Genomic DNA, 22,711 nt, shown 5'->3' with positions numbered 1-22,711 from the left:
AAATGTATCATCGGTGAACAGGATCCGGCAAGGGTCGGACGTACGGCACGACCGGAGGACGGCGAGACGATGGCACTGAAGGGCACGCTCGACGGCGAGACCCGGCGCGCCGCCCTGCTCGAGCTCGCCGAGGAGCGCGGCGGGCTGCCGCTGGCCGAGGCGGCCGAACTGTGGGACGTGCATCCGATGACCATCCGCCGCGACTTCGAGCTGCTCGAGAGCGCGGGGCGGGTGCGGCGGGTGCGGGGCGGGGTGGTTCCGGTGCAGGCGGATCCGTTCGCGGCGCGGCAGGCGCAGAACGTTCGGGCGAAGGAGCGGATCGCGGCGAAGATCCTGCCGCTGCTGCCCGCGGGTGCCGCCGTGGGGCTCGACTCCTCCACCACGGCGTTCGTGGTCGCCGAGGCGCTGCCGGCCGAGCATCCGCTCACCGTCGTGACCAACGGCCTGGCCGCCTTCGAGGCCCTCTCGCGGAAGCCCGGCGTGCGCGGCTACCTCACCGGCGGCGAGCGCGAGGAGCAGAACCTCAGCCTCGTCGGGGCGCTGACCGAATCGGCGTTCTCGGCGTTCCACTTCGACGTCGCCGTGGTCTCGGCGCTCGGGCTGCACGCCGGCAGCGGCACGAGCGAGAGCACGCTCGCGCAGGCGGCGGTGAAGGATGCGCTGGCCCGCGCCTCGGCCACGGTCGTGCTCGCGCTCGACGCCTCGAAGCTCGAGTCACGCGCGCGGGTGCGCTCGCTCGGCCTCGACCGCGTCGACGTGCTGGTCACCGAGCTCGACCCGGCGGATGCGCGGCTCGCCCCCTACCGGGCGCACCTCCCCCGCATCCTCTGACCCCGCGCCCCGCCTCGCCCGCCGCCGCCCGCCGGGCGCCACCCCGCGCCGGCCCAGCGTGGACAACCGCACGATTCCCGCCCACCGACGCTGTAGAGCGCGCGGTGCCCGGGATTCGTGGCGTTGTCCGCCGCACGCGCGCCCGAGAACGAGGCAGGCCCGGGCCCTACGGCGTGGCGGGCTCGGAAAGCGGGGTCGCCGGATCGGGCTCGTGCACCAGGGTCGGGCGCGGCGCCGCCTCCACCGAGGAGAGCAGCGTCGTGGCCTGCGTCACCGCGAGCGCTCCCCACGACGCCGCGAGCCGCACCCCGGAGGCCGGGTCGAGCGTGCCGCCCGGGCCCGCCGACCCCACGAGGAACCCCGCGAGCGACGCGTCGCCCGCCCCGGCCGTGTTGACGACCTGCGCCCGCGCCCGGGCGAGCTGCACGCCCGACGCCGAGACGGCGAGCGCCCCGTCGGCCCCCATGCTCACGTAGACCACGTCGCAGCCGGCCTCGTGCAGGGTACGCGCCGCCGCGACGACGTCGCCGACGGTGCGCAGCGCGGTGCCCGTGAGCTCGGCGAGCTCGTGCGTGTTCGGCTTGATCAGCGACACCGCCGAGAGATCGGCGACGACCGCCGACAGCGCGGCCCCGGCCGTGTCGACGGCCACCCGCACGCCCGTGTCCGCCGCGCGGCGCACCAGGTCGAGGAACGGCACCATCCGCGAGGTGCCGGCCAGCAGCGGGATCGACCCCGACACCACGAGCCACCCCGCGTCCAGCCGGCGCAGCTCGGCCTCGGCGCGGGCGGCGATCACTTCCCACAGTGCGGCCGGCACGGGCGGCGCGCCCTCGTTGACCTTCGTGGTCGTGCCCGAAGCATCCAGCAGCGTGGTGTTGATGCGCGTGCGCCCTTCGTCGGGCACCCCGGCCAGCAGCCGCTCGAAGCCGCCCTCTCGCGCGAGCTCGGCCCCCTGCGCGCTGAGCGCGAGCACGGCCGACACCGGCAGCGCCGACAGTGCGACGGCCCGGGCGACGTTCACTCCCTTGCCGCTCAGCTCGGTGTGCACGGCCTCGGCGCGGTTGACCTCCCCGAGCGAAAGCCGCCCGACCCGGTACGTCAGGTCGATGGCCGGTGCCGGCGTGACGGTCACGATCGCGTCGCCGCTCATGCCGCCACCTCCGTCACGGTCGCGCCCTGTTCGGCGAGCACCTGCAGCACCGAGGCGTCGAGCACCCCCGCTGAGACCACGGCGTGATCGACATCGGCCAATTCCACCGACCCGGCGAAGCCCTGCCGGGAGGGTGCGGCCCCGGCCAGCACGATGCGCGCCGCCAGGGCGGCCACCGCGGTGGCGATCGTCGCGCGGTCGGGGTCTGCGGTGAGCATTCGCCCTCCGGCGACGCCCGTCGGCTCGAACACAGCGAGGTCGACCCGCAGGGTGCGAGCCAGCGAACGAGCCCACTCCCCGGTGGACACCAGGTCGTCGTCGACCGCGCCCCCGAGCAGGTGGATCTCTGCCGGCTCCGAGACCAGCGCCGCCGACAGCGCGACGGGCACGGAAGCGGTCACGATGCGCACGCCGCTGTCGGCATCGAGCAGCCGGGCGAGAGCCTCCCCGACGGCACCCGCGTCGAGGAACACCGCTGCGCCGTGCGGCACCGAAGCCCGAACCTCCTCCGCCACCGCCCGGGCGGCCGAGCCGCTGTCCGAGAGCCGATGCCCGGCCTCCGTCTCGACCGGGATGGCTCCCCCGTGCGCGCGGCGCAGCAGCCCCTCGGTCTCGAGCGCCCGGAGGTCGCGTCGCACCGTCTCCTCGGCCACTCCCAGCGCCATCGCCAACTCGCCCACGTCGACCCTGCCGGCAAGCTCCAGCGATGCCACGATTCGCGAGCGCCGCTCGGTGACCGCGGAGGAGGTGAGCACCAGCCGACTCACGCTCCGGCTCCCTCGCCGCGCACGGCTGCCGGGTGACCGTCGACGCTCACCACCGGCGCGCCCGCGGCCGCACCGCCCGCAGCGCCCGCGGCCTCCGCAGCACCGGCCGCCCCCGCCCGCGCCGCCCACCACGGCCCGAGCGCCGCCACCGCCTCGTCGAACGCCGCGATCACCCCCGCCCAGTACCCCGCCGATGCGGCCGTCGGCAGCACCGGCTCCGCCCGCGTCACGAGCTCCTGCGCCTCCTCCACCGACGCGAACACCCCCACCGACACCCCGGCGACCGCCGCCGCCCCGAACGCCCCGGCCTCCTCGTTCTGCACCACCGTCACGGGAGAACGCAGCGCATTGGCCACGAGCTGCACGTAGAGCGGCGCCCGCGCGATCCCGCCGCCGAGCACCACCGGCTCGTCCCAGTCGAACTTCTCCCCCAGCGCCCGCGTGTGCCAGACGTGCATCAGCGCGATCCCCTCGAGCGTGCCGCGCAGCACGTGCGCCGGCGTGTGCCAGCCGCGCACCCCGGCGAGCGCCGCCGAGGCCGTCGCCCCGAGCGGCGAGTCGAACAGGAACGGCAGCACGAGCGGCACGGACTCCTCGGGATCGAGCGCCGCCGCCTCGGCGAACAGCCGGTCGCGGGCCTCCTCGCCGCCGGGCGCCGCGAGGTCGACGCCGAGCAGCCGCAGCACCCAGTTCAGCGCCGGGGACGCGGTGGCTGAGGTCGACATCGCGATCCGCAGCTCCGGCCGGATCGACAGCCGCGACTGCCACCGCACGTCCACATCGGGCCGCGTCGTCGTCACGCCGTTGGTGCTGAACGACCCGGCCACGAGCGCCAGCCGCCCGGGCACGAGCGCGCCCATGCCGATCGACGCGGCCTGCACGTCGTGCATCCCCGCGATCACGGGCGTGCCGACGGCGAGCCCGGTCAGCTCGGCCGCGGCGGGCAGCACGGTGCCCACGACGTCTCCGCTCGCATGCACAGGCGGCAGCAGGCGCATCAACGACTCCGGCAGACCGTAGGCCGACAGGATCGCAGGGCTCCACTCCGCCGTCGCCGTATCGAGGAACGACGCCGTCGCATCCGAGTAGTCCGTCGCCACGACCCCCGTCAGCCGCAGCCGGATCACGTCCTTGCAGAACAGCATCGCCGCCGCCGCCTCGACCCGCGCGGGGTCGTGCACGAGCAGCCAGCGCAGCAGGTTGCCCGCGGCCCCCGGCGTCGGCTCCTGCCCCGAACGCTCGAGCACCACGCGCATCCGCGAGTGGTCGGCCGCGAGCGAGGCCGCCTCGAGGTGCGCCCGTGAATCCATGGCCGTGATGGCCGGCCCCACCGGTGCACCGGCCGCGTCGACCAGATGCAGCCCGTCGCCGTGCCCCGTGATGCCGACCGCCACGATCTGCGCCGGGTCGACCCCTGACGACTCCACGGCCTCCCGGATCGCCGAGGCCGCCGCCTGCCAGAGCGCCTCCTGCGGCCGCTCGGCGAACCGCGGCGTCGACCGGTCGACCGGGCTCGAGCGCCGCCCGATCCCCACGGGCCGCAGCTGCTCGTCGTGCACCACGGCCTTCACCGCGGTCTGGCCGGCGTCGACCCCCAGCAGGTAGCGGGGGCCCTCGGGTCGTGCAGCCATCTCGATCCTCTCCGATCGCCGTGCGAGAACTCGCCGTGCGAGACCCCGACCTGCGAGAACCCGCCGTGCGAGAACGCCGGGCCGAGAGCGACGAGCGGATGCTCGCGCCCGACTTCGCCCGTTTCGAGAAGCATATCAACCCATTCGGTCACCCCACCGGACGAATTCGGGTAGAGTCGCGCTGTCACGACCCGGATCGGCGGAGCAGATGTACCCAGCGGAGCGGCACACCGCCATCCTCGCCGCTGCCCGAGCCCAGCCTCAGGGCGTGGAGGTGCAGAAGCTCAGCACCGCGCTCGGCGTCACACCCGAGACCGTGCGGCGCGACCTGGCCGCCCTCGAGCGCCGCGGCCTCGTGCGCCGCCGCCACGGCGGAGCGGTGATCGCCGAGAAGCCGCCGTACGAGCCCACCCTCTCCCAGCGCGCCGGCGAGGACGCCGCGGAGCGCCGCGCCGTCGCCCTCGCCGTCGTCCGCGAGCTGCCCGACGAGGGCGTCCTGCTGCTCGACAGCGGTTCGATGACGCTCGAGATCGCGTCGGTGCTGCCCGCGCGTTCGGCGCTCGTGGTCGTCACGAACAGCCTCCCGGTCGCCGCGCTGCTGGGCGGGCATCCGTCGATCACCGTGCTCGCGCTGCCCGGCGAGGTGCGCCCCGTCACCCAGGCGGTCGTCGGCGCCTGGACCGAGGCGCGCCTCGACGAGCTGCACGCCGACGTCGCCGTGCTCGGCGCCAACGGCGTGCTTCCGGACCGCGGAGCCTTCACGACCCTGCCCGACGAAGCCGCGGTGAAAGAGCGGATGCTCGCCGCCGCCGACCGCCGCCTGCTCGCCGTCACGGCGCCGAAGTTCGGCACCGCCTCCCTCTGCCGCTTCGCGACGCTCGACCGCTTCGACCGGATCGTCTCCGACGACCGGCTCGACCCCGCCACCGCGGAGGCCCTGCGCGCCGACGGCGTCGACCTCGAGCTCGCGCGGCCCGCCCCCGACCCCACCACCCCGAGAGGAACCCCATGACCCTCGTCACCACAGGCGACATCCTGGCCCGCGAGCGCGCGGTGCTCGCGTTCAACGTGATCCAGCTCGAGCACGCCGAGGCGATCGTGCGCGGCGCCGAGGCCGCGAACCGCCCGGTCATCCTGCAGATCAGCGAGAACGCGGCCCGCTACCACGGCGGTCTCGCCCCCATCACGCTCGCGACCCTCGAGCTCGCCCGCACCGCCGGCATCGACGCCGCCGTGCACCTCGATCACGCCGAGAACGAGGCCCTCGTGCTCGAGGCCGTCGAGCTCGGCGCCACCTCGGTGATGTTCGACGCCGCCACCCTGCCCGACGACGAGAACGTCGCCCGCACCGCCGCGATCGCCCGCGCCGCGCACGAGCAGGGCGTCTGGGTCGAGGCCGAGCTCGGGGCCATCGGCGGAAAGGGCGGGGCCCACACGCCGGGCGTCCGCACCGATCCGGCCGAGGCGGCGTCGTTCGTGCAGGCCACCGGGGTCGACGGCCTGGCCGTGGCCGTGGGCAGCTCGCACGCGATGACGTCCCGCAGCGCCTCGCTCGACTTCGCGCTGATCGCCGAGCTCGCCGCCGCGGTGCCGGTGCCCCTCGTGCTGCACGGCTCGAGCGGGGTGGCCGACGCCGACCTCGTGCGCGCCGTCGAGAGCGGGATGCGCAAGATCAACATCTCCACGCACATCAACGGGATCTTCAGCCGCCGGCTCCGCGAGGTGCTCGCCGCCGACGAGGCGCTGGTGGATCCGCGGAAGTACCTCGGCCCGGCCCGGGACGCGGTGGCCGCCGAGGTCGAGCGCCTGCTGGGGCTCGTCGCCTGAGCGAGCTGAACGGACAGCAAGAAGCGGCGCCGGGGATGACCCCGACGCCGCTTCTCCGTTCAGCGAGTGCTGACTAGCAGCTGGACTTGTAGACCGCGTCCGCGCCTTCACCCTCGATGTTGTCCTTGGTGAGGATGGTGAAGCCGGTCTGGATCTCCGACTCGGTGTCGCCGCCGTCGAGGGCCGCGATGGCCTGCTCGACGCCGTCCTGGCCGATGGTGGCGGGCTCCTGGGCGACGAGCGCCTGAACCGTGCCGGCCTTCAGCTGCTCGACCTGGGCGGGGCCCGCGTCGAAGCCGACGATGGTCACCGAGTCCTGCTTGCCGGCCTGCTGCACGCCGGTGGCGGTGCCCTCGGCGGCGAACAGGTTGGCGGCGAAGATGCCCACGATGTCGGGGTCCTTCTGCAGCGCCGCGGTCACGATCTCGGCCGCGGTGGCCGGCTCGTTGTGGCTGTACTGCACGCCCAGGTAGTCGAATCCGTCAGCGCCCTCGGCGGCCTTCTGGAAGCCCTCGACGCGAGCGTCGGTGGTCGAGATGCCGGGGTCGACCGAGACGACGAGCACCTTGCCGCCGTCGGGGTGGGCGTCCTGGATGGCCTTGAAGGCCGCCTCGCCGCCACCGACGTTGTCGGAGGCGATGGCCGAGACCGCGAAGGACGGGTCCTCGACCGTGGTGTCGACGAGGACGACCTTGATGCCGGCGTCGGCGGCGGCCTTGAGGGGCGCCTCCATTGCGGTGACGTCGGTCGGGGCGATCAGCAGCGCGTCGGGCTTGGAGGCCACGATCGAGTCGACCAGCGGCTTCTGCAGCGTCGGGTCGAACTTCTCGGGGCCCTGGGTGGTGACGGTCGCGCCGGCCTTCTCGGCCGCGGCCTCGATGCCGCACTGCATGGAGATGTAGAACTCGTCTCCGGCGACACCCTGCACGAAGGCGATCTTGTAGCCGTCGCTGCCGGCCGCGCCGGTGCTGGAGCCGCCGCCCGAGTCTCCGCCCGAGCATCCGGCCAGAGCCAGACCGGCGGTCGCGCCGATGGCGACGACTCCCAGGATCTTCTTGTTCCACTTCATCGTGTTACCTGTCCTTCTTCTAGTGATGCAATTACGGGATTGGTGCTGTTCACTTGTTGTTCCGTCTGGCGAAGTGGCGCCAGAGGCTTGTGGAGGCCCCTCGGGCCGCGGAGGCCCGTCGGACCTGGTCGACGTACACCGCCGCGATCAGCACGGCGCCGACGGCGACCTGCTGCCAGAACGGCTGCACGCCGGTGATGACGAAGCCGTTCTGCAGCACGGCCGGGATGAAGAGGCCGACGACGGTGCCGAAGATCGTTCCGTAGCCGCCGAACAGCGAGGTTCCGCCGATGACGACCGCCGCGATGACGTTCAGGTTGGTCTGCGACTGGCCGGCGATGGCCGTGGTGCTGAACTGCGACAGCGACAGGATGCCCGCGAGGCCGGCGAGGGCACCCGACAGCGCGTAGACCTTGATCAGGTGCCGGTCGACCTTCACGCCGACCCGGCGTGCCGCCTCCTCGCTCGAGCCCACCGCGTAGGTGTAGAGGCCGAACTTGGTCTTGTGCAGCACGATCGCGCCGATGATGACGATCACGAGGGCGATCACCGAGATGATCGGGATGCCGCCGAGGATGTTGCCGTAGCCGATCGAGGTGGTCAGCACGGAGGGCACCTGACGGATGTCGACACCGCCCGTGATGATCTGCGAGAGGCCGAGCGCCATGCCGAGCGAGCCCAGCGTCACGATCAGCGGCGGCACCTTCGCCTTCGAGATCAGCACACCGTTGAAGATGCCCCAGGCGAGGCCCGAGAGGATCGAGACGATGATGCCGATGGTGGCCGTGCCCCAGTCGTCGCCGCCGATGGCCCGCATCACGATCGCCGAGACGACGCCCGAGAACACGAGCACCGAGCCGATCGAGAGGTCGATGCCCGAGGTGATGATGATGAAGGTCATGCCGACGCCGAGCACCGCGAGGATCGAGGCGTTCTGCACCACGAGCCGCAGGTTCGACAGCTGCGCGAAGGTGTCGGGGGCGAGCGCGCTGAAGATCGCGACGATCACGATCAGCACGATCAGGATCTGGAAGGCCTGGGCCTTGATCAGCTTGGTGAACCCGTTCTCCTTGGCCTGGGCCATGTTGATCGAGGTCGTCTCGGGGCCGGCCGCGTCGGTCTGCCCGAACTCCGCCTTCTTCAGGTCAGCGTCCCTCACGTCGTCGCTCATGCCACACCCCTCGTGCTCGCGCCGGTCATCAGACCGACGAGTTCTTCCATGTTCGTGCTCTTGGTGTCGATCGCCGCGGCGCGGTGCCCGAGACGCAGCACCTGGATGCGGTCGGAGACCTCCATCACGTGCGGCATCGAGTGGCTGATGAAGACGACGGCGATGCCCTTGTCGCGCACCCGCCGGATGGTCTCCAGCACGTTCTTGGTCTGCCGCACGCCGAGCGCCGCGGTGGGCTCGTCGAGGAAGACGACCTTGTTCGCCCAGTGCACGGCGCGGGCGATCGCGATCGCCTGCCGCTGACCACCGGACATCGAGCCGACGGGCGAGGTGAGCGAGCGCACCGTGGCGCCCAGCTCGTCGAACGCCCGGCGGGACTCCTTGCGCATCTCGGCGACGTTCATGAACCCGAACGCTCCGCCGATGCCGCTCTTCATGACCTCGCGGCCGAGGTACATGTTCTGCACCGGGTCGAGGTGAGGGGCGAGCGCCAGGTCCTGGTGCACGGTCTCGATGCCGAGCGCGCTGGCCTGCATCGGGTTGGTCAGCTGGAGGGGGTTGCCCTCGAACTTGATGACTCCGGTGTCGACGGCGAGGTTGCCCGAGAGCGCCTTCACGAGCGTCGACTTGCCGGCGCCGTTGTCGCCGATCAGGGCGGTCACTTCTCCGGGGTAGACCTCGAAGTCCACGTCGTCGAGCGCACGGACGTGTCCGAACGCGCGGGAGAGGCCGCGGGCCTCCAATACGGGGGTGGTCATGTCAGTTCACTCCTTTCCGGCCGGTCGGGGCCTGCGGGTGGTTCTGGGTTGCGAATGGTTCCGGGTGGTCATGGGATGCTCCTGTCATACGATTCCTCCGGCGGCCAGCGAGTGCGGCCAGCCGACGCCCGGGGTCGCGACGAGCACGCTTCCCGTGCCCCGCACCTCCCACGGGCCGAAGCCGGACGGCACGGCGAAGACCTGGCCGGCGCGGTAGTCGACGCGCTCGTCGGCTCCGGCGAACTCGCCCGAGCCCTCGAGCACGAGGGCCACGGCGAAGCCGGGGTCGAGTGCGACGGCTCCGCCGGTGGGCGGGGCCGCGTGCAGCACGCGGAAGTAGGGGTCGGCGGCCGCAGCCAGCAGGCTCGCGGCGGACGCGCTCCGCGCCGTGAGGTCGGCGCGGCTGATCAGGCGCTGCAGCGCATCCGGCCCCAGCGCCTCGACCGAGACGGCGGGCATCACGGTATCGAAGCCGAGGCCGAGGTGCGACTCGTCGCGGGTCGAGGTCGTGACCGACCACTCCAGCACGATCGAGAAGTCGGTGGGCTCCTGCACCTCGGCGAGGAAGATGCCCTCGTCGATGGCGTGCACGGTGCCGGCCGGCACGACGACGCCCATGCCGCGGGAGACCTCGATGCGGTTCATCCGCGAGAGCATCCACTCGGAGTCCTGTGCGTCACGGCGGCGGTCGAGCTCGTCGCGGTCGACGGGCTCGCTCCAGCCGAGGTGCACGGCGGCCCCGGGCTCCGCGTCGAGGATGAACCAGGCCTCGGTCTTGCCGTAGGGGCAGTCGAGGTGACCGGCGGCGAAGGCCCGCGAGGGGTGCACGTGAACGGGGAGGCGCTGGCGCGCATCCAGCAGCTTGACCAGGATGCCCGTGTCGGTGCTCGACGCGGCGTCGGCGTGGTCGGCACCGACCCAGGCAGCCGGCTCGGCACCGACGAGGTCGCGCAGCAGCTCGCCGTCGACGGTGCGGGCGAGGCCGATGTCCCCGTGGTCGGCGCGGGAGACGGTGGCGCCGAGCCACTCCTCCGGCTGGAACTCGGAGGTCTGCTCGATGCCGCGGAGGGCCGCGATGCGGTCGCCACCGCGGTAGAAGTGGTCGATCAGATTGGGGGCGAGGGCGGCCGGCTTCATGCGACGTCTCCTTCGGCGAATCGGGCGGATGCGGCGGAACCGACGGACAGAGCGGCCGCGGGGCCCTCGATCTCACCGGAGCCGCGCTGCAGCAGGGCGGTGGGCACGATCCATTCGCGCGGCTCGCCCGAGGACTCCTCGCGGAGGGCCAGCAGGCGCTCGATGGCGGCGTTGCCGATCAGGAACGGGTCCTGGTCGATGCAGCTGACGCCGGGGCGCAGCACGTCGGCGAAGGAGAAGTCGCCGAACGCGATCATCGCCGTGTCCTGGCGGTGGATGCGGTGCAGCGCGGTGGTGAGGCCGATGGCGGCCTTGGCGTTCGAGGCGAAGAAGGCGGTCGCGGGGTTCTCGAGGCCGAGCAGCCGTTCGGCCTCGCTCAGGTAGTCGAGGCTGCCGTCGACGGTGGACGAGACGAGCTCGGGGTCGAACTCGATGCCGGCGCCGCGGAGCACGTCGAGGTAGCCGCTCATGCGGCGGTGGATCGTCGAGAAGCGCTCGTCGCGGTCGAAGAAGGCGATGCGGCGGTGGCCGAGGTCGACGAACTGCTGCACGGCGAGCGCCGCCGCGCCGCGGTCGTCGACGACCACGCTGTCGATGCCCACCCGCGAGCGGTCGACGGCGACCACCGGCGTGGTGGTGCGGTACGGGGCGAGGTACGGATGCTCGGACGCGACCGGCGCGAAGACGACGCCCGCGACCTGATGCCCGGCCACGAGGCTCAGCAGCTGCTCGCGCTCCCGGTCGCGGTCGAGGCTCGAGGAGGCGACCAGGACGCTGAGGCCCTCGGTCAGCGCGCGGGTCTCGATGGCGCTGACCAGGGCGGCGAAGAAGGGGTCGGCGAGCGAGTCGATGACGACGCCGATCGCGCCGCCGGTGCCGGACTTCAGCGAGCGGGCAGCGGTGTTGGGAACGTAGCCGAGCTGCTGGATGGCGTGCAGCACGCGCGCCCTCGTCTCGGGGTGCACGGCCTCCTCGGCGTTGACCACGCGGGAGACGGTCTTGATGCTGACGCCGGCGCTCGCGGCGACGTCCTTGATGCCGGGGCGGCGGTTCATGAGCGGCCCCCGCCGGTCGGGGTGGTGCGCGGGTTCGGGGTCGTACCGGGCATCCTCGCCCACCTCCTTTGACAGCGTTGTCATCTGCGGAGTGAACCGAATTCCCGGACTCCGTCGTTCTCGTTCCGCCTATACTGACTCGCAGCGACAACGTTGTCAAGTGGTCGCGATGTCTCAATTCGATAACCTCGGGAGCACCATGATCATCGTCGTCGCCGGAGCCGCGGGAAGCGGCAAGAGCACCCTCGGGCTGGAGCTCGCGCGGGCCCTCGGCGCCGCCCTGCTCGACCTCGACTCGCTCACGAACCCGGTGCTCGAGGGTCTCGGGCAGGAGCTCTCCGCGGGCACCCATTGGAACGACCGCGCTCTCCGCACCGTCGTGCGGCCGGCTCGCTATGCGGCTCTTCGCGCGGCCCTCGCCGACCAGGTGCGCGCGGGAGTCGACGCGGTGCTCGTCGCCCCCTTCACCGCCGAGCTGACGGGCGGCCCCGAGTGGTCGCAGCTGGTAGAGGCGGCCGGGGGCGCGCCCGAGGTGGTCTGGCTTCGCGCGTCTCCTGCCCTGCTCGCCGAGCGCCGCGGCCTCCGCGGAGCGGCCCGCGACGTGCACGTGGTCGACCCGCCCGCCGACTCCGAGCCACAGGTCCCCCACCTCGTCGTCGACGCCTCCCTCTCCACCGCGCAGCAGCTCGCCTCCGTGCGACGACGGCTCGGCGGCGGACGCGTGCTCCCGGCCGACTCCCCCGTCTTCTCGCGCACCTTCGCGGCCGGACTGTTCGACCTCGACGGCACCCTGATCGACTCGACCCCCTCGGTCGTGCGCTCCTGGCAGCAACTCGCCCGCGAGTACGGTCTCGAGGTCGACCTGCTCGCCGAGGGCCACGGCCGCCCGGCCGCCCAGGTCATCGACTCCTTCTTCTCGGGCGACCAGGCGGCCGAGGCGCTCGCCCGGGTGACCGAGATCGAGGTGAACGACCTCGACGACGTGATCGCGCTCGACGGCGCCGCGGCGCTGCTCGGCTCCCTGCCCGACGAGGCCCGCGCCATCGTCACGAGCGGCACCCGCATCATCGCCACCAGCCGGCTGCGCGCCGCAGGGCTCATCCCGCCGGCCGTGCTGGTGACGTTCGACGACGTCGTGAACGGCAAGCCGCATCCGGAGCCCTTCCTCACCGCGGCCGCGCGCCTCGGCGTCGACCCGGCCTCGTGCGTGGTCTTCGAAGACGCCCCCGCGGGCCTGGCGGCGGCGAAGGCGGCCGGATGCACGACCGTCGCGATCGCGGGAACGCACGAGTCGCACGAGCTCGACGCCGACCTCGTCGTCGACGGGCTGTTCCAGCTGCGGGCGGTGCCCGTGCCCGGCGGCGGCTTCCGGCTGGAGTCGGTGGCCGGGCAGGAGCGCTGACCGGCCGGCCGCCGTGCGCCACCGCCGTCCGCCACCCGACTGAGTAGCGATCACCCCTCCCGCCCGCCACCCGGCCTGTGGAAGAATCCGAGGCGTGACGACCACCGCATCCGCCGACCGCCTGCGCGAGCTCGCGCGGCTGCGCCGGGTGCGCGACCGCATCGACCGGGAGTACGCCCGGCCGCTGAACGTCGAGGCGCTCGCCCGCGGCGAGCACGTCTCGGCGGGTCACCTCGGCCGCGCCTTCAAGGAGGCGTTCGGCGAGTCGCCCTACAGCTACCTGATGACACGGCGCATCGAGCGGGCGATGGCCCTGCTGCGCCGCGGCGACCTCAGCGTCACCGAGGTCTGCACGGCCGTAGGCTGCTCCTCGCTCGGCACCTTCAGCACGCGCTTCAGCGAGCTCGTCGGCGTGCCCCCGAGCGTCTACCGGCGGGAGGCCGCCACCGCCACCGCGGGCCTGCCCTCCTGCGTCGCCCGGCAGGTCACGCGACCGGTCAGGAATCGAGAAGCGCCGGCCGTGCCCGCGCCAATAGTGTGACGGCCATGGACATCCGCATTCACTCCACCTTCCTCCCGCAGAACGACCCGGAGGCCTCGCTCGCCTTCTACCGCGACGTGCTCGGCTTCGAGGTGCGCAACGACGTCGGCTACGCCGGCCTCCGCTGGATCACGGTCGGCCCGGTCGGCCAGCCCGCCACCTCGGTCGTGCTCTACCCTCCGCAGGCCGGGCCCGGTCTCACCGACGCCGAGCGCGAGACCATCGCGGCCATGATGGCCAAGGGCACCTACGCCACCCTCATCCTCGCCACCCCCGACCTCGACGCCGCGTTCGACCGCATCGTCGCCGCCGGCGCGGAGGTCGTCGAGGAACCCACCGACCAGCCCTACGGCGTGCGCGACAGCGCGGTACGCGACCCGGCCGGCAACCTGCTGCGCATCCAGGAGTCCCGCTGAGCATGACCGCATCCCCCGCCACTCCCTCCCACGAGGTGATCCGCGTGCAGGGCGCCCGCGAGAACAACCTCAAGGACGTCTCGGTCGAGATCCCGAAGCGGCGCCTCACGGTGTTCACGGGCGTCTCGGGCTCTGGCAAGAGCTCACTGGTATTCGACACGGTGGCGGCCGAGTCGCAGCGGCTGATCAACGAGACCTACAGCGCCTTCGTGCAGGGCTTCATGCCGACGCTCGCGCGTCCTGACGTCGACGTGCTCGAGGGGCTCACCACCGCGATCATCGTCGACCAGGCGCGCATGGGGTCCGACCCGCGTTCGACCGTCGGAACGGCCACCGACGCGAACGCGCTGCTGCGCATCCTGTTCAGCCGGCTGGGTCAGCCGCACATCGGTTCGCCTCAGGCCTACTCGTTCAACGTGGCGTCGATCTCGGGGGCGGGCGCGGTCACCACCGAGAAGGCGGGCGTGGTCACGAAGGAGCGGCGCAGCTTCTCGGTCACCGGCGGCATGTGCTCGCGCTGCGACGGGCGGGGCAGCGTCTCCGACATCGACCTGTCGCAGCTCTTCGACGACAGCAAGTCGCTGAACGAGGGCGCCATCACGGTGCCCGGCTACACCGCCGACGGGTGGATGGTGCGCATCTTCGCGAAGTCGGGCTTCCTCGACGGCGACAAGCCGATCCGCGACTACAGCGACACCGAGCGGCAGGACTTCCTCTACAAGGAGCAGGTCAAGGTCAAGTTCGAGAACATGAACATGACCTACGAGGGCCTGGTTCCGAAGATCCAGAAGTCGTTCTTCGCGAAGGACCGCGAGTCGATGCAGCCGCACGTGCGCGCCTTCGTCGACCGGGTGGCGACGTTCACGGCCTGCCCCGACTGCGGCGGAACCCGGCTCAGCGAGGCGGCCCGCTCGTCGAAGGTCGCGGGCCTCAGCATCGCGGATGCCTGCGCCCTGCAGATCAGCGACCTCGCCGAGTGGGTGCGCGGCCTCGACAAGCCGTCGGTCGCGCCGCTGCTCGAGGGGCTGCGGCACCTGCTCGACTCCTTCGTCGGCATCGGCCTCGGCTACCTCTCGCTCGACCGGGCGTCGGGCACGCTCTCGGGCGGTGAGGCGCAGCGGGTGAAGATGATCCGGCACCTGGGCTCGGCCCTGACCGACATCACCTACGTCTTCGACGAGCCGACCACGGGCCTCCACCCGCACGACATCCAGCGCATGAACGAGCTGCTGCTGCAGCTGCGCGACAAGGGCAACACGGTGCTCGTCGTCGAGCACAAGCCCGAGGCGATCGCCATCGCCGACCACGTCGTCGACCTCGGCCCGGGTGCCGGCGCGGCGGGCGGCACGGTCTGCTTCGAGGGCACGGTCGACGAGCTGCGACGGTCGGGCACCGTCACCGGGCGGCATCTGGATGACCGGGCCGCCCTGAAGCCCGCGGTGCGCGCGCCGTCCGGCACGCTCGAGATCCGCGGCGCGTCGTCGCACAACCTGCGCGGGGTCGACGTCGACATCCCGCTCGGCGTGCTCGTGGTCGTCACCGGTGTGGCCGGCTCGGGCAAGAGCTCGCTCATCCACGGCTCGGTGTCGCCGCGGGAGGAGGTCGTCACCGTCGACCAGACGCCGATCCGCGGTTCGCGACGCAGCAACCCCGCGACCTACACCGGGCTGCTGGAGCCGATCCGCAAGGCGTTCGCCAAGGCGAACGGGGTGAAGCCCGCCCTGTTCAGCGCCAACTCGGAGGGCGCCTGCCCCGTCTGCAACGGCGCCGGAGTCGTGTTCACCGACCTCGGCATGATGGCGTCGGTGTCCACCACCTGCGAGGAGTGCGAGGGACGGCGCTTCGACGCCTCGGTGCTCGGTTACCACCTCGGCGAGAAGGACATCATCGAGGTGCTGGCCCTGCCCGTCTCCGAGGCGCTGCCGTTCTTCGCGTCCTCCGGCGAGGCCCCGCTGCCGGCGGCGCATGCGATCCTGGCGCGCCTGTCCGACGTGGGGCTCGGCTACCTCGCGCTCGGGCAGCCGCTCACGACGCTCTCGGGCGGCGAGCGCCAGCGCCTGAAGCTCGCCGCCGACATGGCGGGCAAGGGCAGCGTCTACGTGCTCGACGAGCCGACCACCGGGCTCCACCTGGCCGATGTGGCGCAGCTGCTCGGGCTGCTGGACCGCCTGGTCGACTCGGGCAAGTCGGTCATAGTGATCGAGCACCACCAGGCCGTCATGGCGCACGCCGACTGGATCGTCGACCTCGGCCCCGGTGCCGGCCACGACGGCGGCCGCGTGGTCTTCGAGGGCACCCCGGCGTCGCTCGTCGCATCGCGCGCCACCCTCACGGGCGAGCACCTGGCGAGCTACGTCGCCCCCTGACCGGGCGCGGGTCAGCGCGCGGCGAGCGCCTCCAGGGCGCCGCGCGGGTCAGCGCGCGGCGAGCGCCTCCAGGGCGCCGCGCGCACCGCGGGCCGCGAGCAGCGCCCGCGCCTCGACGAAGGCCGCGCGGAGGCGGGCGTCCGAGCCGAGGTCGCCGAAGACGGGGGCGTAGTCGAGGAAGCTCCCGGGAGCATCCGCCTCGCCCGCCACCGCGGCCTGCAGCTCGTCGAGCCGCTTGTCGACGGGCGACAGTGCGCTGCCGTCGTCGGCCACGCCCTCGAGGAAGCGGCTCCACGCCGCGAGCACCAGCACCGACCGCTCGATCTCGCCGCCCGACGCGAGCTGAGAACGCACCACGGGCAGCAGGAACTTCGGGATGCGGTCGGAGCCGTCGACGATCTGGCGCATCAGCGTGTCCTTGATCGCCTCGCTGCCGAAGCGGCGCATCAGCTCGGAGCTGTACTCGTCGAGGTCGACCCCGGGCACCGGCGCGAGCGTCGGCCGCGCCTCGTCGTGCATGTAGCCCAGCAGGAAGTCCGCGAACAGCCGGTCGCGGCACACCTCGTGCACGTACTCGGCGCCCGAGAGCAGCCCGAGGTAGCTCATCGCCTGGTGCGAAGCGTTCAGCAGCCGCAGCTTCATCAGCTCGTACGGCTCGACGTCGGTCACGACCTGCACCCCGACCTCCTCGAACGCCGGCCGCCCCGCGGTGAAGGAGTCCTCGAGCACCCACTGCACGAACGACTCCGAGAGCACGGGCCAGCGGTCCTCGATGCCGAACTCGTCGGCGACCCGCTGCCGTGACGCGTCGGTCGTGACGGGGGTGATCCGGTCGACCATCGAGTTCGGGAAGCTGACCGCCGACCCGATCCACTCGGCGAGGGCGGGCTCGACCCGCTCGGCGAACGCGAGCACCGCGGCCCGGGCCACGTGCCCGTTGCCCTGGATGTTGTCGCACGACATCACCGTGAACGGCACCTCCCCGGCATCCCGACGCTCGCGCAGCCCGGCGACGACGAACCCGAGGGCGCTCTCCGGCGCGGCCCCGCCCGCGAGCCCGTCGAGGTCGGCCAGCGTGGCGGCATCACGCGGCTCGAACGCCCCCGTGGCGTCGTTGATGCCGTACCCGCCCTCGGTGATCGTCAGCGAGACGATCCGGGTGGCGGGGTCGCGCAGGGCCTCGAGCACCGCCTCGGGCTGCTCGGGCGCCAGCAGGTAGCGGATGATCGACCCGACCACCCGCGCCTCGACCACCCCGTCGGGTGCGGTGGTCACCAGCGTGTACAGCTCGTCCTGGGCCGAGAGCGCGTCGCGCATCGCCGCGTCGGACGCCAGCGTGCCCACCCCGGTGATCCCCCACCCCTCGGCCCCGGCGGCGAGCAGCCGATCGACGAACATCGCCTCGTGCGAGCGGTGGAACGCCCCCACGCCGAAGTGCACGATCCCCGGCCGCACGGCGGCCCGGTCGTACGCGGGCACGGCGACCCGCGGGTCGAGGCTGCCGAGGGTCTGGGCGCTCAGGGTGGTCATCGTGTCTCCAGTCGGGTGGGGGTCAGGTGGTCGGCGGTCGGATGCACGGAGCACCGCGACCCGGGGAGGTGCACGTCAGAGCACCGTCGTCAGATGCAGCAGCAGATCGGCGTTGCCGCGCGATCCGTCGACGATCCGCGCGTTGGCCTCGTCGACGTCGCGCACCCAGTCGGCCGAGTCGCCGGGCGAGTGCCCGTACGAGACGCGTCGCCGCACGAGACGGTCGTGGCGAACATCCGGAGCCACGTCGAGGAACCACGACTCGTCGAGGTGCTCGCGCACGCGCTCCCAGCCGTGGCCGTCGCCGAGCAGGTAGTTGCCCTCGGTGATCACGAGCGGCACCCCGGCGGGCACGGGCACGGCGCTGCCGATCGACTCCTCGAGGGCGCGGTCGAAGACGGGAGCGTAGACGACGGGGGCGTCGGCCCGGGCGAGGCGGCCGAGCAGGGCGACGTAGCCGTCGACGTCGAAGGTGTCGGGGGCGCCCTTGCGGTCGCGCCGACCGAGGCGCTCGAGCTCCTGGTTGGCGAAGTGGAAGCCGTCCTGGCCCACCAGCACCGCATCGCCGTCGAGCGCGGCGATCAGGGCGGCGCAGAGCGTCGACTTGCCCGCCCCGGGCGTGCCGACGATGCCGAGGATGCTCCGCGAACCGCTCGCGATCAGCGCCCGGCACCGCTCGAGCAGTTCGTCGAGCCCGACGGGCCGCGCCTCGGCCGGCAGTGCGGTGTCGCTCACGGGTCCTCCTGGTCGTCGTCGACGGATGCGCGGCAGCAGCTCCCGAAGGCCCACCGCCGCGCCCACCGTACGCACCCCGAGGCCCCGCTGTCAATCGCGATGACACCGGTGTCAGGAGATTTCATGACACGGGTGTCATCCCCGCCGTTCCGCCGCTATGCTGATGCCGCCCCGACGACGCGACGCAGCGCCGTCCCGCCCACTCGAACGGACTCACCATGACTGACTTCACCGGCCGCACCATCCTCGTCACCGGCGCCAGCGGCGGCATCGGCGGCGCGATCGTGCGCCACCTCGTCGCCGCCAATGCGACCGTCCTGGCCGCCGGCCGCAACCTCGAGCACCTCGAGGCCCTCGCCGCCGAGACCGGCGCCACGCCGCTCCCCTTCGACCTCACCTCCGAGGACAGCATCCGCGAGGCCATCGAGGGCAAGGACATCTGGGGCGTCGTCAACTCCGGCGGCTGGGGCGGCGAGATCGCCACGCCTCAAGACACCGACATCGACGTCTTCGACAGGGTCATCAGCATCAACGCCCGCGGCTCGCTGCTCGTCACGAAGTACGCCTCGCGCGAGATGATCCGCCTGGGCAACGGCGGCGCGATCGTCAACATCTCGAGCCAGGCGGGCCTCGTCGCCCTCCCCGGCCACATCTCCTACGGCTCCTCCAAGGCCGCCCTCGACAACATCACCCGCGTCTCGGCGCTGGAGCTCGGCACGTACGGCATCCGCGTCAACAGCGTGAACCCCACCGTCGTCATGACCCCCATGTCGGCCTGGTACTGGGGCCGCCCCGACATCGAAGGCCCCTTCCTCGAGGCCATGCCGCTCGGCAAGTGGGCCACCGAGGACGACATCGCGGCCCCCGTCGTCTTCCTCCTCTCCGACGCGGCGGGCATGATCTCGGGCGTCTCCCTCCCCATCGACGGCGGCTACACGGCCCGCTGACCCGCGCGCCGGCCGGCCCACCCTGCACCGAGCGGCAGGGCCTGGCTGCGACCACCGGATGCTCGCCCCGAACGACGAGGGCGAGCATCCGTTCACCACCCGCTGCCGCCCACCCCACCCCACCCGGCCGCACCCCACCCCACCCGGCCGACCGAACCACCCGCCGCTGAGCACCGCCCCGATTACCCGCCCCGCCCCACTCCACTCGCCGAGCCGAACCACCCGGCCGCGCACGACCCCACCTACCCCCGAGCACCGGAAGGACGCCATGGCCACCATGCGCGAGGTCGCGGCCGCCGCCGGCGTCAGCCCGAAGACCGTGTCGCGGGTGCTGAACGACGACCCGCACGTCTCCCCCGAGACCCGCACCCGCGTCGAGGCCTCGATGCGCGAGCTGGCCTACGTGCCGAACGCGCTGGCCACCACGTTCCGCTCGGGCCGCTCGCCGGTGATCGGCGTGGCCGTGCCCGACCTCGTCGACCCCTTCTTCGCCGCGATCGTCACGGCGGTCGAGGAGGAGGCCCTGGCGAACGACCTCTCCACCCTGGTCACGAGCCTCGGCCACGGACAGGACCCGTCCCGCGAGCGCACCGCCCTCGAATCGGTGCTCCGCCGCCAGCTCAGCGGCCTCGTCGTCGCCCCCACCACGAACGACCACGCCTGGCTCGAGGACTGGGCCACGCGCATCCCGCTCGCCTTCGTCGACCGCGCCCCGGGCCGCCTCGAGGCCGACGCCTTCCTCCAGGACGACCGCGGCGGCGCCCGCGAGGCCACCGCCCACCTGATCGGCCACGGGCACCGCCGCATCGGCTTCCTCGGCGACTCGCTCGCGGCCCCCACGATCGCCGAGCGCCTCGAAGGCTACCGCGAGGCGCTCGCGGCGGCGCGCATCCCGTTCGACGACGACCTCGTCGCCCTCGGCGCGGCCACCCGCCCGGGCGCCGCCGACGCGCTGGCCCGCCTCCGGCAGAACGCGAACGGGGTGACGGCCGTCTTCTCCTCGGATGCCCGCTGCACCATGGCCGCCGTGCCCACCGTCACGGCGCATCCGATCGCCCTCACCGCGTTCGGCGACTTCCCCCTCGCCGACTCGCTCACCCCCGCGATCACCGTCGTCGCGCAGGACCCGGCGACCCTCGGCCGCCTCGCCGCCGCCCGCCTCGTGGAGCGCGCCGCGCATCCCGACCGCGTGCTCCCCCGCCGGACGGTCCTCCCGGTCACGCTCGTCGAGCGCACCTCCTGCCGCGTCTGACGCGATCGACTTGCCGAAATCCGCCCCAAAAGACGAGTTTTGGGGCGTTTTTCGGCAAGTCGATCGGCGGTCAGGGAGCGACCGCGCGCCCCTCGGCGTGCGAGGTCGCCGCGGCGCGGTAGATCGCGTGCGTGAGCGCCGCCTCCTCGGGCCGCGCCGCGCCGAAACGGTCGCCCAGCGAGCCGTGGCGCTCCGCGAGGAACACCGCCCACATCTGCAGGATCGAGTCCGAGAACCCCGACTCGAAGATCCCGCCCGTGACCGTCGGCCACACCGACTGGCTGCCCACGTCGATCTGCTGCCAGACCTGCTCGCGCCCACCGCCCGGAACATCCGTAACCGTGAACACCGACACCGTCTTGGGGTTCTTCGTGCTGAACCGCACGCCCCCGTCGAGCCCGATCGCCTCGAACTCCCAGGTGTTCTTCTGCCCCGGGTCGATGCGCTTGGTCTCGGTCGTCAGCGGGAAGAGCGCACCCTCGTGGCGGGCCCAGCTGTGCAGCGTCGCGTTGTCCCAGGTGTCGCACGGCACCGGCGAGCCGTCCGGCCCGGGCCGGGTCGGCACGAGGTTCTGCAGCACGCCGTAGACCGTCTCCGGCGCCCAGCCGAGGCGCAGCGGGACGTGCCAGGTGTGCATCCCGAGGTCGTTCATCACGCCGGCCTCGCCGCAGAACTCGACCTGACGCTTCCAGTTGATCGGCTTGTGCACGTCGAGATCGCTCGAGTGCAGGAAGCTGTTGCGCGCCGACACGATCGTCCCGAGCGCCCCCGACTTCACGTAATCGATCGCGAGCTGCGCCCCCGGGAAGAACGGCATCTCGCTCGAGACGCGCACGAAGGCCTCAGGATGCTCGGCCATCGCCTCGAGTACCGCCTGCGCCGCGGCCCCGTCGATGCCGAACGGCTTCTCGGCGAGCAGGCTCTTGCCGCTGGCGATGACGTCGCGGTAGATCTTCTCGTGCAAGTCGTGGCGCACGGCCACGTAGACGACGTCGATGCTGTCGTCGGCGAGCAGCTCGTGGTAGTCGGTCGTCTTCGTGACCACCGTGTCGATCTCGTCGAACCACTCCATCGCGGCCGGGTTGATGTCGCAGACCGCGGTCAGCCGGGGCCGCACCGGGTGGTCGATCAGGGCCGGCCAGCGCTGGATGGCGGCCGCGATCTCCCGCCCCATAAGCCCGCCGCCCACGATGGCGACGTTCACGGTCTCGGCGCTCATGCCGACACCCCCGCGTCGCTCGAGGCGGCTCCGGTTCCGGATGCCCGCCCCGCCGACTCCGCGAGGATCCCCAGCCCGTCCTCCACCGACGCCCCCTCGTGCAGCACCGCGAGCAGTGCCGCCGTGATGCCGGCCGGGTTCTCGTGCTGCACGATGTTCCGCCCGTAGACGATGCCGCGGGCCCCCGCCGCCAGCACGGCGACGGTGCGCTCGAGGAGGGTCCGGTCATCCACTCGCCCACCACCCCGCACGAGCACCGGAACGTCGCCCGCGACCTCGATGACCCGCCCGTACTCGCTCAGGTCGTCGCTCGGATCGGCCTTGATCAGGTCGGCGCCGAGCTCGACGCCCTGGCGCACCAGCGTGACGATCTTCTCGATGTCGCCGTCGACCATGTAGCCGCCGGCCTTGGAGTTGTCCTGCATCACGAGCGGCTCGACCATCAGCGGCATGCCGTACTTCGTGGCCTCGCGCCGCAGCTCGAGGATCGAGGTGATGTTCGCCTCGCGCACCTCCGGATGCCCGGGCAGCTCCATCAGGTTCACGCAGACCGCGACGGCGTCCAGCCGCACGGCCTCCTCGATCGCGTGCGGCACGTGCCGGCTGAACAGCACCGGGTCGAGCGGGTTGCCGTAGACGTTCGCGATGTCGGTGCGGAGCACCAGCCCCGGCTTCTGCTTGCCCGGGATGCTCTGCAGCCGCCGCGCCTGACCGATCGTCAGCTGCACGGCATCGGGGCCGGCGTCGACGAGGGTGCGCACCACCTGGTCCATGTCCTCGATGCCCGTGATGAACGAGCGCTCCCCGAAGAAGCCGTGGTCGACGGCCACGTCGAGCGCCCGGCCGGAGCGCGGATTGAAGAGGCGATTGAGGCGGTACAGCGTCATTGCGGTGCTCCTGATCA

Annotated in this window: 21 protein-coding genes; 9 read left to right on the top strand and 12 right to left on the bottom strand. The window is 72.5% G+C overall.

Going from position 1 to position 22,711, the window contains the following annotated elements; translation table 11 throughout:
* Positions 1–69: 69 nt before the first annotated feature.
* Entirely contained in the window at positions 70–831 is a 762-nt protein-coding gene (locus ITJ64_RS11205) for a DeoR/GlpR family DNA-binding transcription regulator (RefSeq protein WP_194680895.1), read from the top strand.
* A 166-nt stretch (positions 832–997) separates the two neighbouring features.
* Here the strand turns inward: ITJ64_RS11205 and ITJ64_RS11200 are convergent, their stop codons facing one another.
* Genes ITJ64_RS11200 through ITJ64_RS11190 form a run of 3 tightly spaced genes read right to left on the bottom strand, consistent with a single transcriptional unit; the run spans position 998 to position 4,382 of the window.
* Positions 998–1,984 (bottom strand): 1-phosphofructokinase family hexose kinase, encoded by a 987-nt coding sequence (locus ITJ64_RS11200; protein ID WP_194680894.1) that lies wholly within the window; start codon positions 1,982–1,984, stop codon positions 998–1,000.
* Positions 1,981–2,751, bottom strand: coding sequence for a DeoR/GlpR family DNA-binding transcription regulator (locus ITJ64_RS11195; RefSeq protein ID WP_194680893.1), 771 nt, complete (start codon positions 2,749–2,751; stop codon positions 1,981–1,983). Before ITJ64_RS11195 ends, ITJ64_RS11200 begins: the two co-directional genes overlap by 4 nt.
* Positions 2,748–4,382, bottom strand: coding sequence for an FGGY-family carbohydrate kinase (locus tag ITJ64_RS11190; RefSeq protein ID WP_194680892.1), 1,635 nt, complete (start codon positions 4,380–4,382; stop codon positions 2,748–2,750). The genes ITJ64_RS11195 and ITJ64_RS11190 overlap by 4 nt, the downstream gene beginning before the upstream one ends.
* Before the next feature lie 208 nt (positions 4,383–4,590).
* Here ITJ64_RS11190 and ITJ64_RS11185 point away from each other — a divergent pair, with 208 nt between their 5' ends.
* On the top strand, positions 4,591–5,394 hold the full coding sequence (locus ITJ64_RS11185) for a DeoR/GlpR family DNA-binding transcription regulator (RefSeq protein WP_194680891.1): 804 nt from the start codon (positions 4,591–4,593) through the stop codon (positions 5,392–5,394).
* Positions 5,391–6,209, top strand: coding sequence for a class II fructose-bisphosphate aldolase (locus ITJ64_RS11180; protein WP_194680890.1), 819 nt, complete (start codon positions 5,391–5,393; stop codon positions 6,207–6,209). The genes ITJ64_RS11185 and ITJ64_RS11180 overlap by 4 nt, the downstream gene beginning before the upstream one ends.
* Positions 6,210–6,282: 73 nt before the next feature.
* Here ITJ64_RS11180 and ITJ64_RS11175 read toward each other — a convergent pair whose 3' ends face one another.
* The 5 genes from ITJ64_RS11175 to ITJ64_RS11155 form a co-directional block, all read right to left on the bottom strand.
* Positions 6,283–7,278 (bottom strand): ABC transporter substrate-binding protein, encoded by a 996-nt coding sequence (locus tag ITJ64_RS11175; protein WP_194680889.1) that lies wholly within the window; start codon positions 7,276–7,278, stop codon positions 6,283–6,285.
* 49 nt (positions 7,279–7,327) lie between these two features.
* Positions 7,328–8,449 carry an ABC transporter permease gene (locus ITJ64_RS11170; protein ID WP_228508628.1) on the bottom strand — a complete coding sequence of 374 codons (1,122 nt, stop codon included), beginning with the start codon at positions 8,447–8,449 and terminating at the stop codon, positions 7,328–7,330.
* Positions 8,446–9,207: an ATP-binding cassette domain-containing protein gene (locus tag ITJ64_RS11165; protein WP_194680888.1), complete on the bottom strand. Its 762-nt coding sequence runs from the start codon at positions 9,205–9,207 to the stop codon at positions 8,446–8,448. Before ITJ64_RS11165 ends, ITJ64_RS11170 begins: the two co-directional genes overlap by 4 nt.
* An 84-nt stretch (positions 9,208–9,291) precedes the next feature.
* Positions 9,292–10,344, bottom strand: a complete 1,053-nt coding sequence (locus ITJ64_RS11160) for a class I mannose-6-phosphate isomerase (protein ID WP_194680887.1) — start codon at positions 10,342–10,344, stop codon at positions 9,292–9,294.
* Complete coding sequence (locus ITJ64_RS11155) at positions 10,341–11,483, bottom strand: LacI family DNA-binding transcriptional regulator (protein WP_194680886.1); 1,143 nt, start codon at positions 11,481–11,483, stop codon at positions 10,341–10,343. The genes ITJ64_RS11160 and ITJ64_RS11155 overlap by 4 nt, the downstream gene beginning before the upstream one ends.
* An 85-nt stretch (positions 11,484–11,568) precedes the next feature.
* Here ITJ64_RS11155 and ITJ64_RS11150 point away from each other — a divergent pair, with 85 nt between their 5' ends.
* From ITJ64_RS11150 to ITJ64_RS11135, 4 genes are all read left to right on the top strand, one after another.
* Complete coding sequence (locus ITJ64_RS11150) at positions 11,569–12,801, top strand: HAD-IA family hydrolase (protein WP_194680885.1); 1,233 nt, start codon at positions 11,569–11,571, stop codon at positions 12,799–12,801.
* 94 nt (positions 12,802–12,895) lie between these two features.
* A complete protein-coding gene (locus tag ITJ64_RS11145; RefSeq protein ID WP_194680884.1) occupies positions 12,896–13,342 on the top strand; it encodes a helix-turn-helix transcriptional regulator in 447 nt (148 codons plus the stop codon).
* A 5-nt stretch (positions 13,343–13,347) separates the two neighbouring features.
* Positions 13,348–13,758, top strand: coding sequence for a VOC family protein (locus ITJ64_RS11140; protein WP_194680883.1), 411 nt, complete (start codon positions 13,348–13,350; stop codon positions 13,756–13,758).
* Positions 13,759–13,760: 2 nt separating this feature from the next.
* Positions 13,761–16,124, top strand: a complete 2,364-nt coding sequence (locus tag ITJ64_RS11135) for an excinuclease ABC subunit UvrA (RefSeq protein WP_194680882.1) — start codon at positions 13,761–13,763, stop codon at positions 16,122–16,124.
* A gap of 48 nt (positions 16,125–16,172) precedes the next feature.
* Here ITJ64_RS11135 and ITJ64_RS11130 read toward each other — a convergent pair whose 3' ends face one another.
* Positions 16,173–17,654, bottom strand: coding sequence for a mannitol dehydrogenase family protein (locus ITJ64_RS11130; RefSeq protein ID WP_194680881.1), 1,482 nt, complete (start codon positions 17,652–17,654; stop codon positions 16,173–16,175).
* A gap of 75 nt (positions 17,655–17,729) precedes the next feature.
* Positions 17,730–18,389, bottom strand: coding sequence for a nucleoside/nucleotide kinase family protein (locus tag ITJ64_RS11125; RefSeq protein ID WP_370545159.1), 660 nt, complete (start codon positions 18,387–18,389; stop codon positions 17,730–17,732).
* A 218-nt stretch (positions 18,390–18,607) separates the two neighbouring features.
* Here ITJ64_RS11125 and ITJ64_RS11120 point away from each other — a divergent pair, with 218 nt between their 5' ends.
* Positions 18,608–19,336, top strand: a complete 729-nt coding sequence (locus tag ITJ64_RS11120; protein ID WP_194680880.1) for an SDR family oxidoreductase — start codon at positions 18,608–18,610, stop codon at positions 19,334–19,336.
* A gap of 268 nt (positions 19,337–19,604) precedes the next feature.
* Positions 19,605–20,588 carry a LacI family DNA-binding transcriptional regulator gene (locus tag ITJ64_RS11115; RefSeq protein ID WP_194680879.1) on the top strand — a complete coding sequence of 328 codons (984 nt, stop codon included), beginning with the start codon at positions 19,605–19,607 and terminating at the stop codon, positions 20,586–20,588.
* Between the two features lie 70 nt (positions 20,589–20,658).
* Here the strand turns inward: ITJ64_RS11115 and ITJ64_RS11110 are convergent, their stop codons facing one another.
* Together ITJ64_RS11110 and ITJ64_RS11105 are read right to left on the bottom strand one after the other, a co-directional pair.
* Positions 20,659–21,807 (bottom strand): Gfo/Idh/MocA family protein, encoded by a 1,149-nt coding sequence (locus ITJ64_RS11110; RefSeq protein ID WP_194680878.1) that lies wholly within the window; start codon positions 21,805–21,807, stop codon positions 20,659–20,661.
* On the bottom strand, positions 21,804–22,694 hold the full coding sequence (locus ITJ64_RS11105; protein ID WP_194680877.1) for a class I fructose-bisphosphate aldolase: 891 nt from the start codon (positions 22,692–22,694) through the stop codon (positions 21,804–21,806). Before ITJ64_RS11105 ends, ITJ64_RS11110 begins: the two co-directional genes overlap by 4 nt.
* Between the last annotated feature and the right edge of the window lie 17 nt (positions 22,695–22,711).

The organism is Herbiconiux sp. VKM Ac-1786 (genome assembly GCF_015350805.1).
Taxonomy (GTDB): Bacteria; Actinomycetota; Actinomycetes; order Actinomycetales; family Microbacteriaceae; genus Herbiconiux.
This window is presented reverse-complemented; position numbering and strand designations above follow the sequence as displayed.

Excerpts from the sequence above, each read along its gene's own strand:
- ITJ64_RS11110 (WP_194680878.1), bottom strand. The coding sequence starts at position 21,807 with ATGAGCGCCGAGACCGTGAACGTCGCCATCGTGGGCGGCGGGCTTATG.
- ITJ64_RS11175 (WP_194680889.1), bottom strand. The coding sequence starts at position 7,278 with ATGAAGTGGAACAAGAAGATCCTGGGAGTCGTCGCCATCGGCGCGACC.
- ITJ64_RS11105 (WP_194680877.1), bottom strand. The coding sequence starts at position 22,694 with ATGACGCTGTACCGCCTCAATCGCCTCTTCAATCCGCGCTCCGGCCGG.
- ITJ64_RS11200 (WP_194680894.1), bottom strand. The coding sequence starts at position 1,984 with ATGAGCGGCGACGCGATCGTGACCGTCACGCCGGCACCGGCCATCGAC.
- ITJ64_RS11165 (WP_194680888.1), bottom strand. The coding sequence starts at position 9,207 with ATGACCACCCCCGTATTGGAGGCCCGCGGCCTCTCCCGCGCGTTCGGA.
- ITJ64_RS11190 (WP_194680892.1), bottom strand. The coding sequence starts at position 4,382 with ATGGCTGCACGACCCGAGGGCCCCCGCTACCTGCTGGGGGTCGACGCC.
- ITJ64_RS11135 (WP_194680882.1), top strand. The coding sequence starts at position 13,761 with ATGACCGCATCCCCCGCCACTCCCTCCCACGAGGTGATCCGCGTGCAG.
- ITJ64_RS11155 (WP_194680886.1), bottom strand. The coding sequence starts at position 11,483 with ATGACAACGCTGTCAAAGGAGGTGGGCGAGGATGCCCGGTACGACCCC.
- ITJ64_RS11120 (WP_194680880.1), top strand. The coding sequence starts at position 18,608 with ATGACTGACTTCACCGGCCGCACCATCCTCGTCACCGGCGCCAGCGGC.
- ITJ64_RS11170 (WP_228508628.1), bottom strand. The coding sequence starts at position 8,449 with ATGAGCGACGACGTGAGGGACGCTGACCTGAAGAAGGCGGAGTTCGGG.
- ITJ64_RS11160 (WP_194680887.1), bottom strand. The coding sequence starts at position 10,344 with ATGAAGCCGGCCGCCCTCGCCCCCAATCTGATCGACCACTTCTACCGC.
- ITJ64_RS11205 (WP_194680895.1), top strand. The coding sequence starts at position 70 with ATGGCACTGAAGGGCACGCTCGACGGCGAGACCCGGCGCGCCGCCCTG.
- ITJ64_RS11130 (WP_194680881.1), bottom strand. The coding sequence starts at position 17,654 with ATGACCACCCTGAGCGCCCAGACCCTCGGCAGCCTCGACCCGCGGGTC.
- ITJ64_RS11180 (WP_194680890.1), top strand. The coding sequence starts at position 5,391 with ATGACCCTCGTCACCACAGGCGACATCCTGGCCCGCGAGCGCGCGGTG.
- ITJ64_RS11140 (WP_194680883.1), top strand. The coding sequence starts at position 13,348 with ATGGACATCCGCATTCACTCCACCTTCCTCCCGCAGAACGACCCGGAG.
- ITJ64_RS11150 (WP_194680885.1), top strand. The coding sequence starts at position 11,569 with ATGTCTCAATTCGATAACCTCGGGAGCACCATGATCATCGTCGTCGCC.
- ITJ64_RS11185 (WP_194680891.1), top strand. The coding sequence starts at position 4,591 with ATGTACCCAGCGGAGCGGCACACCGCCATCCTCGCCGCTGCCCGAGCC.
- ITJ64_RS11115 (WP_194680879.1), top strand. The coding sequence starts at position 19,605 with ATGGCCACCATGCGCGAGGTCGCGGCCGCCGCCGGCGTCAGCCCGAAG.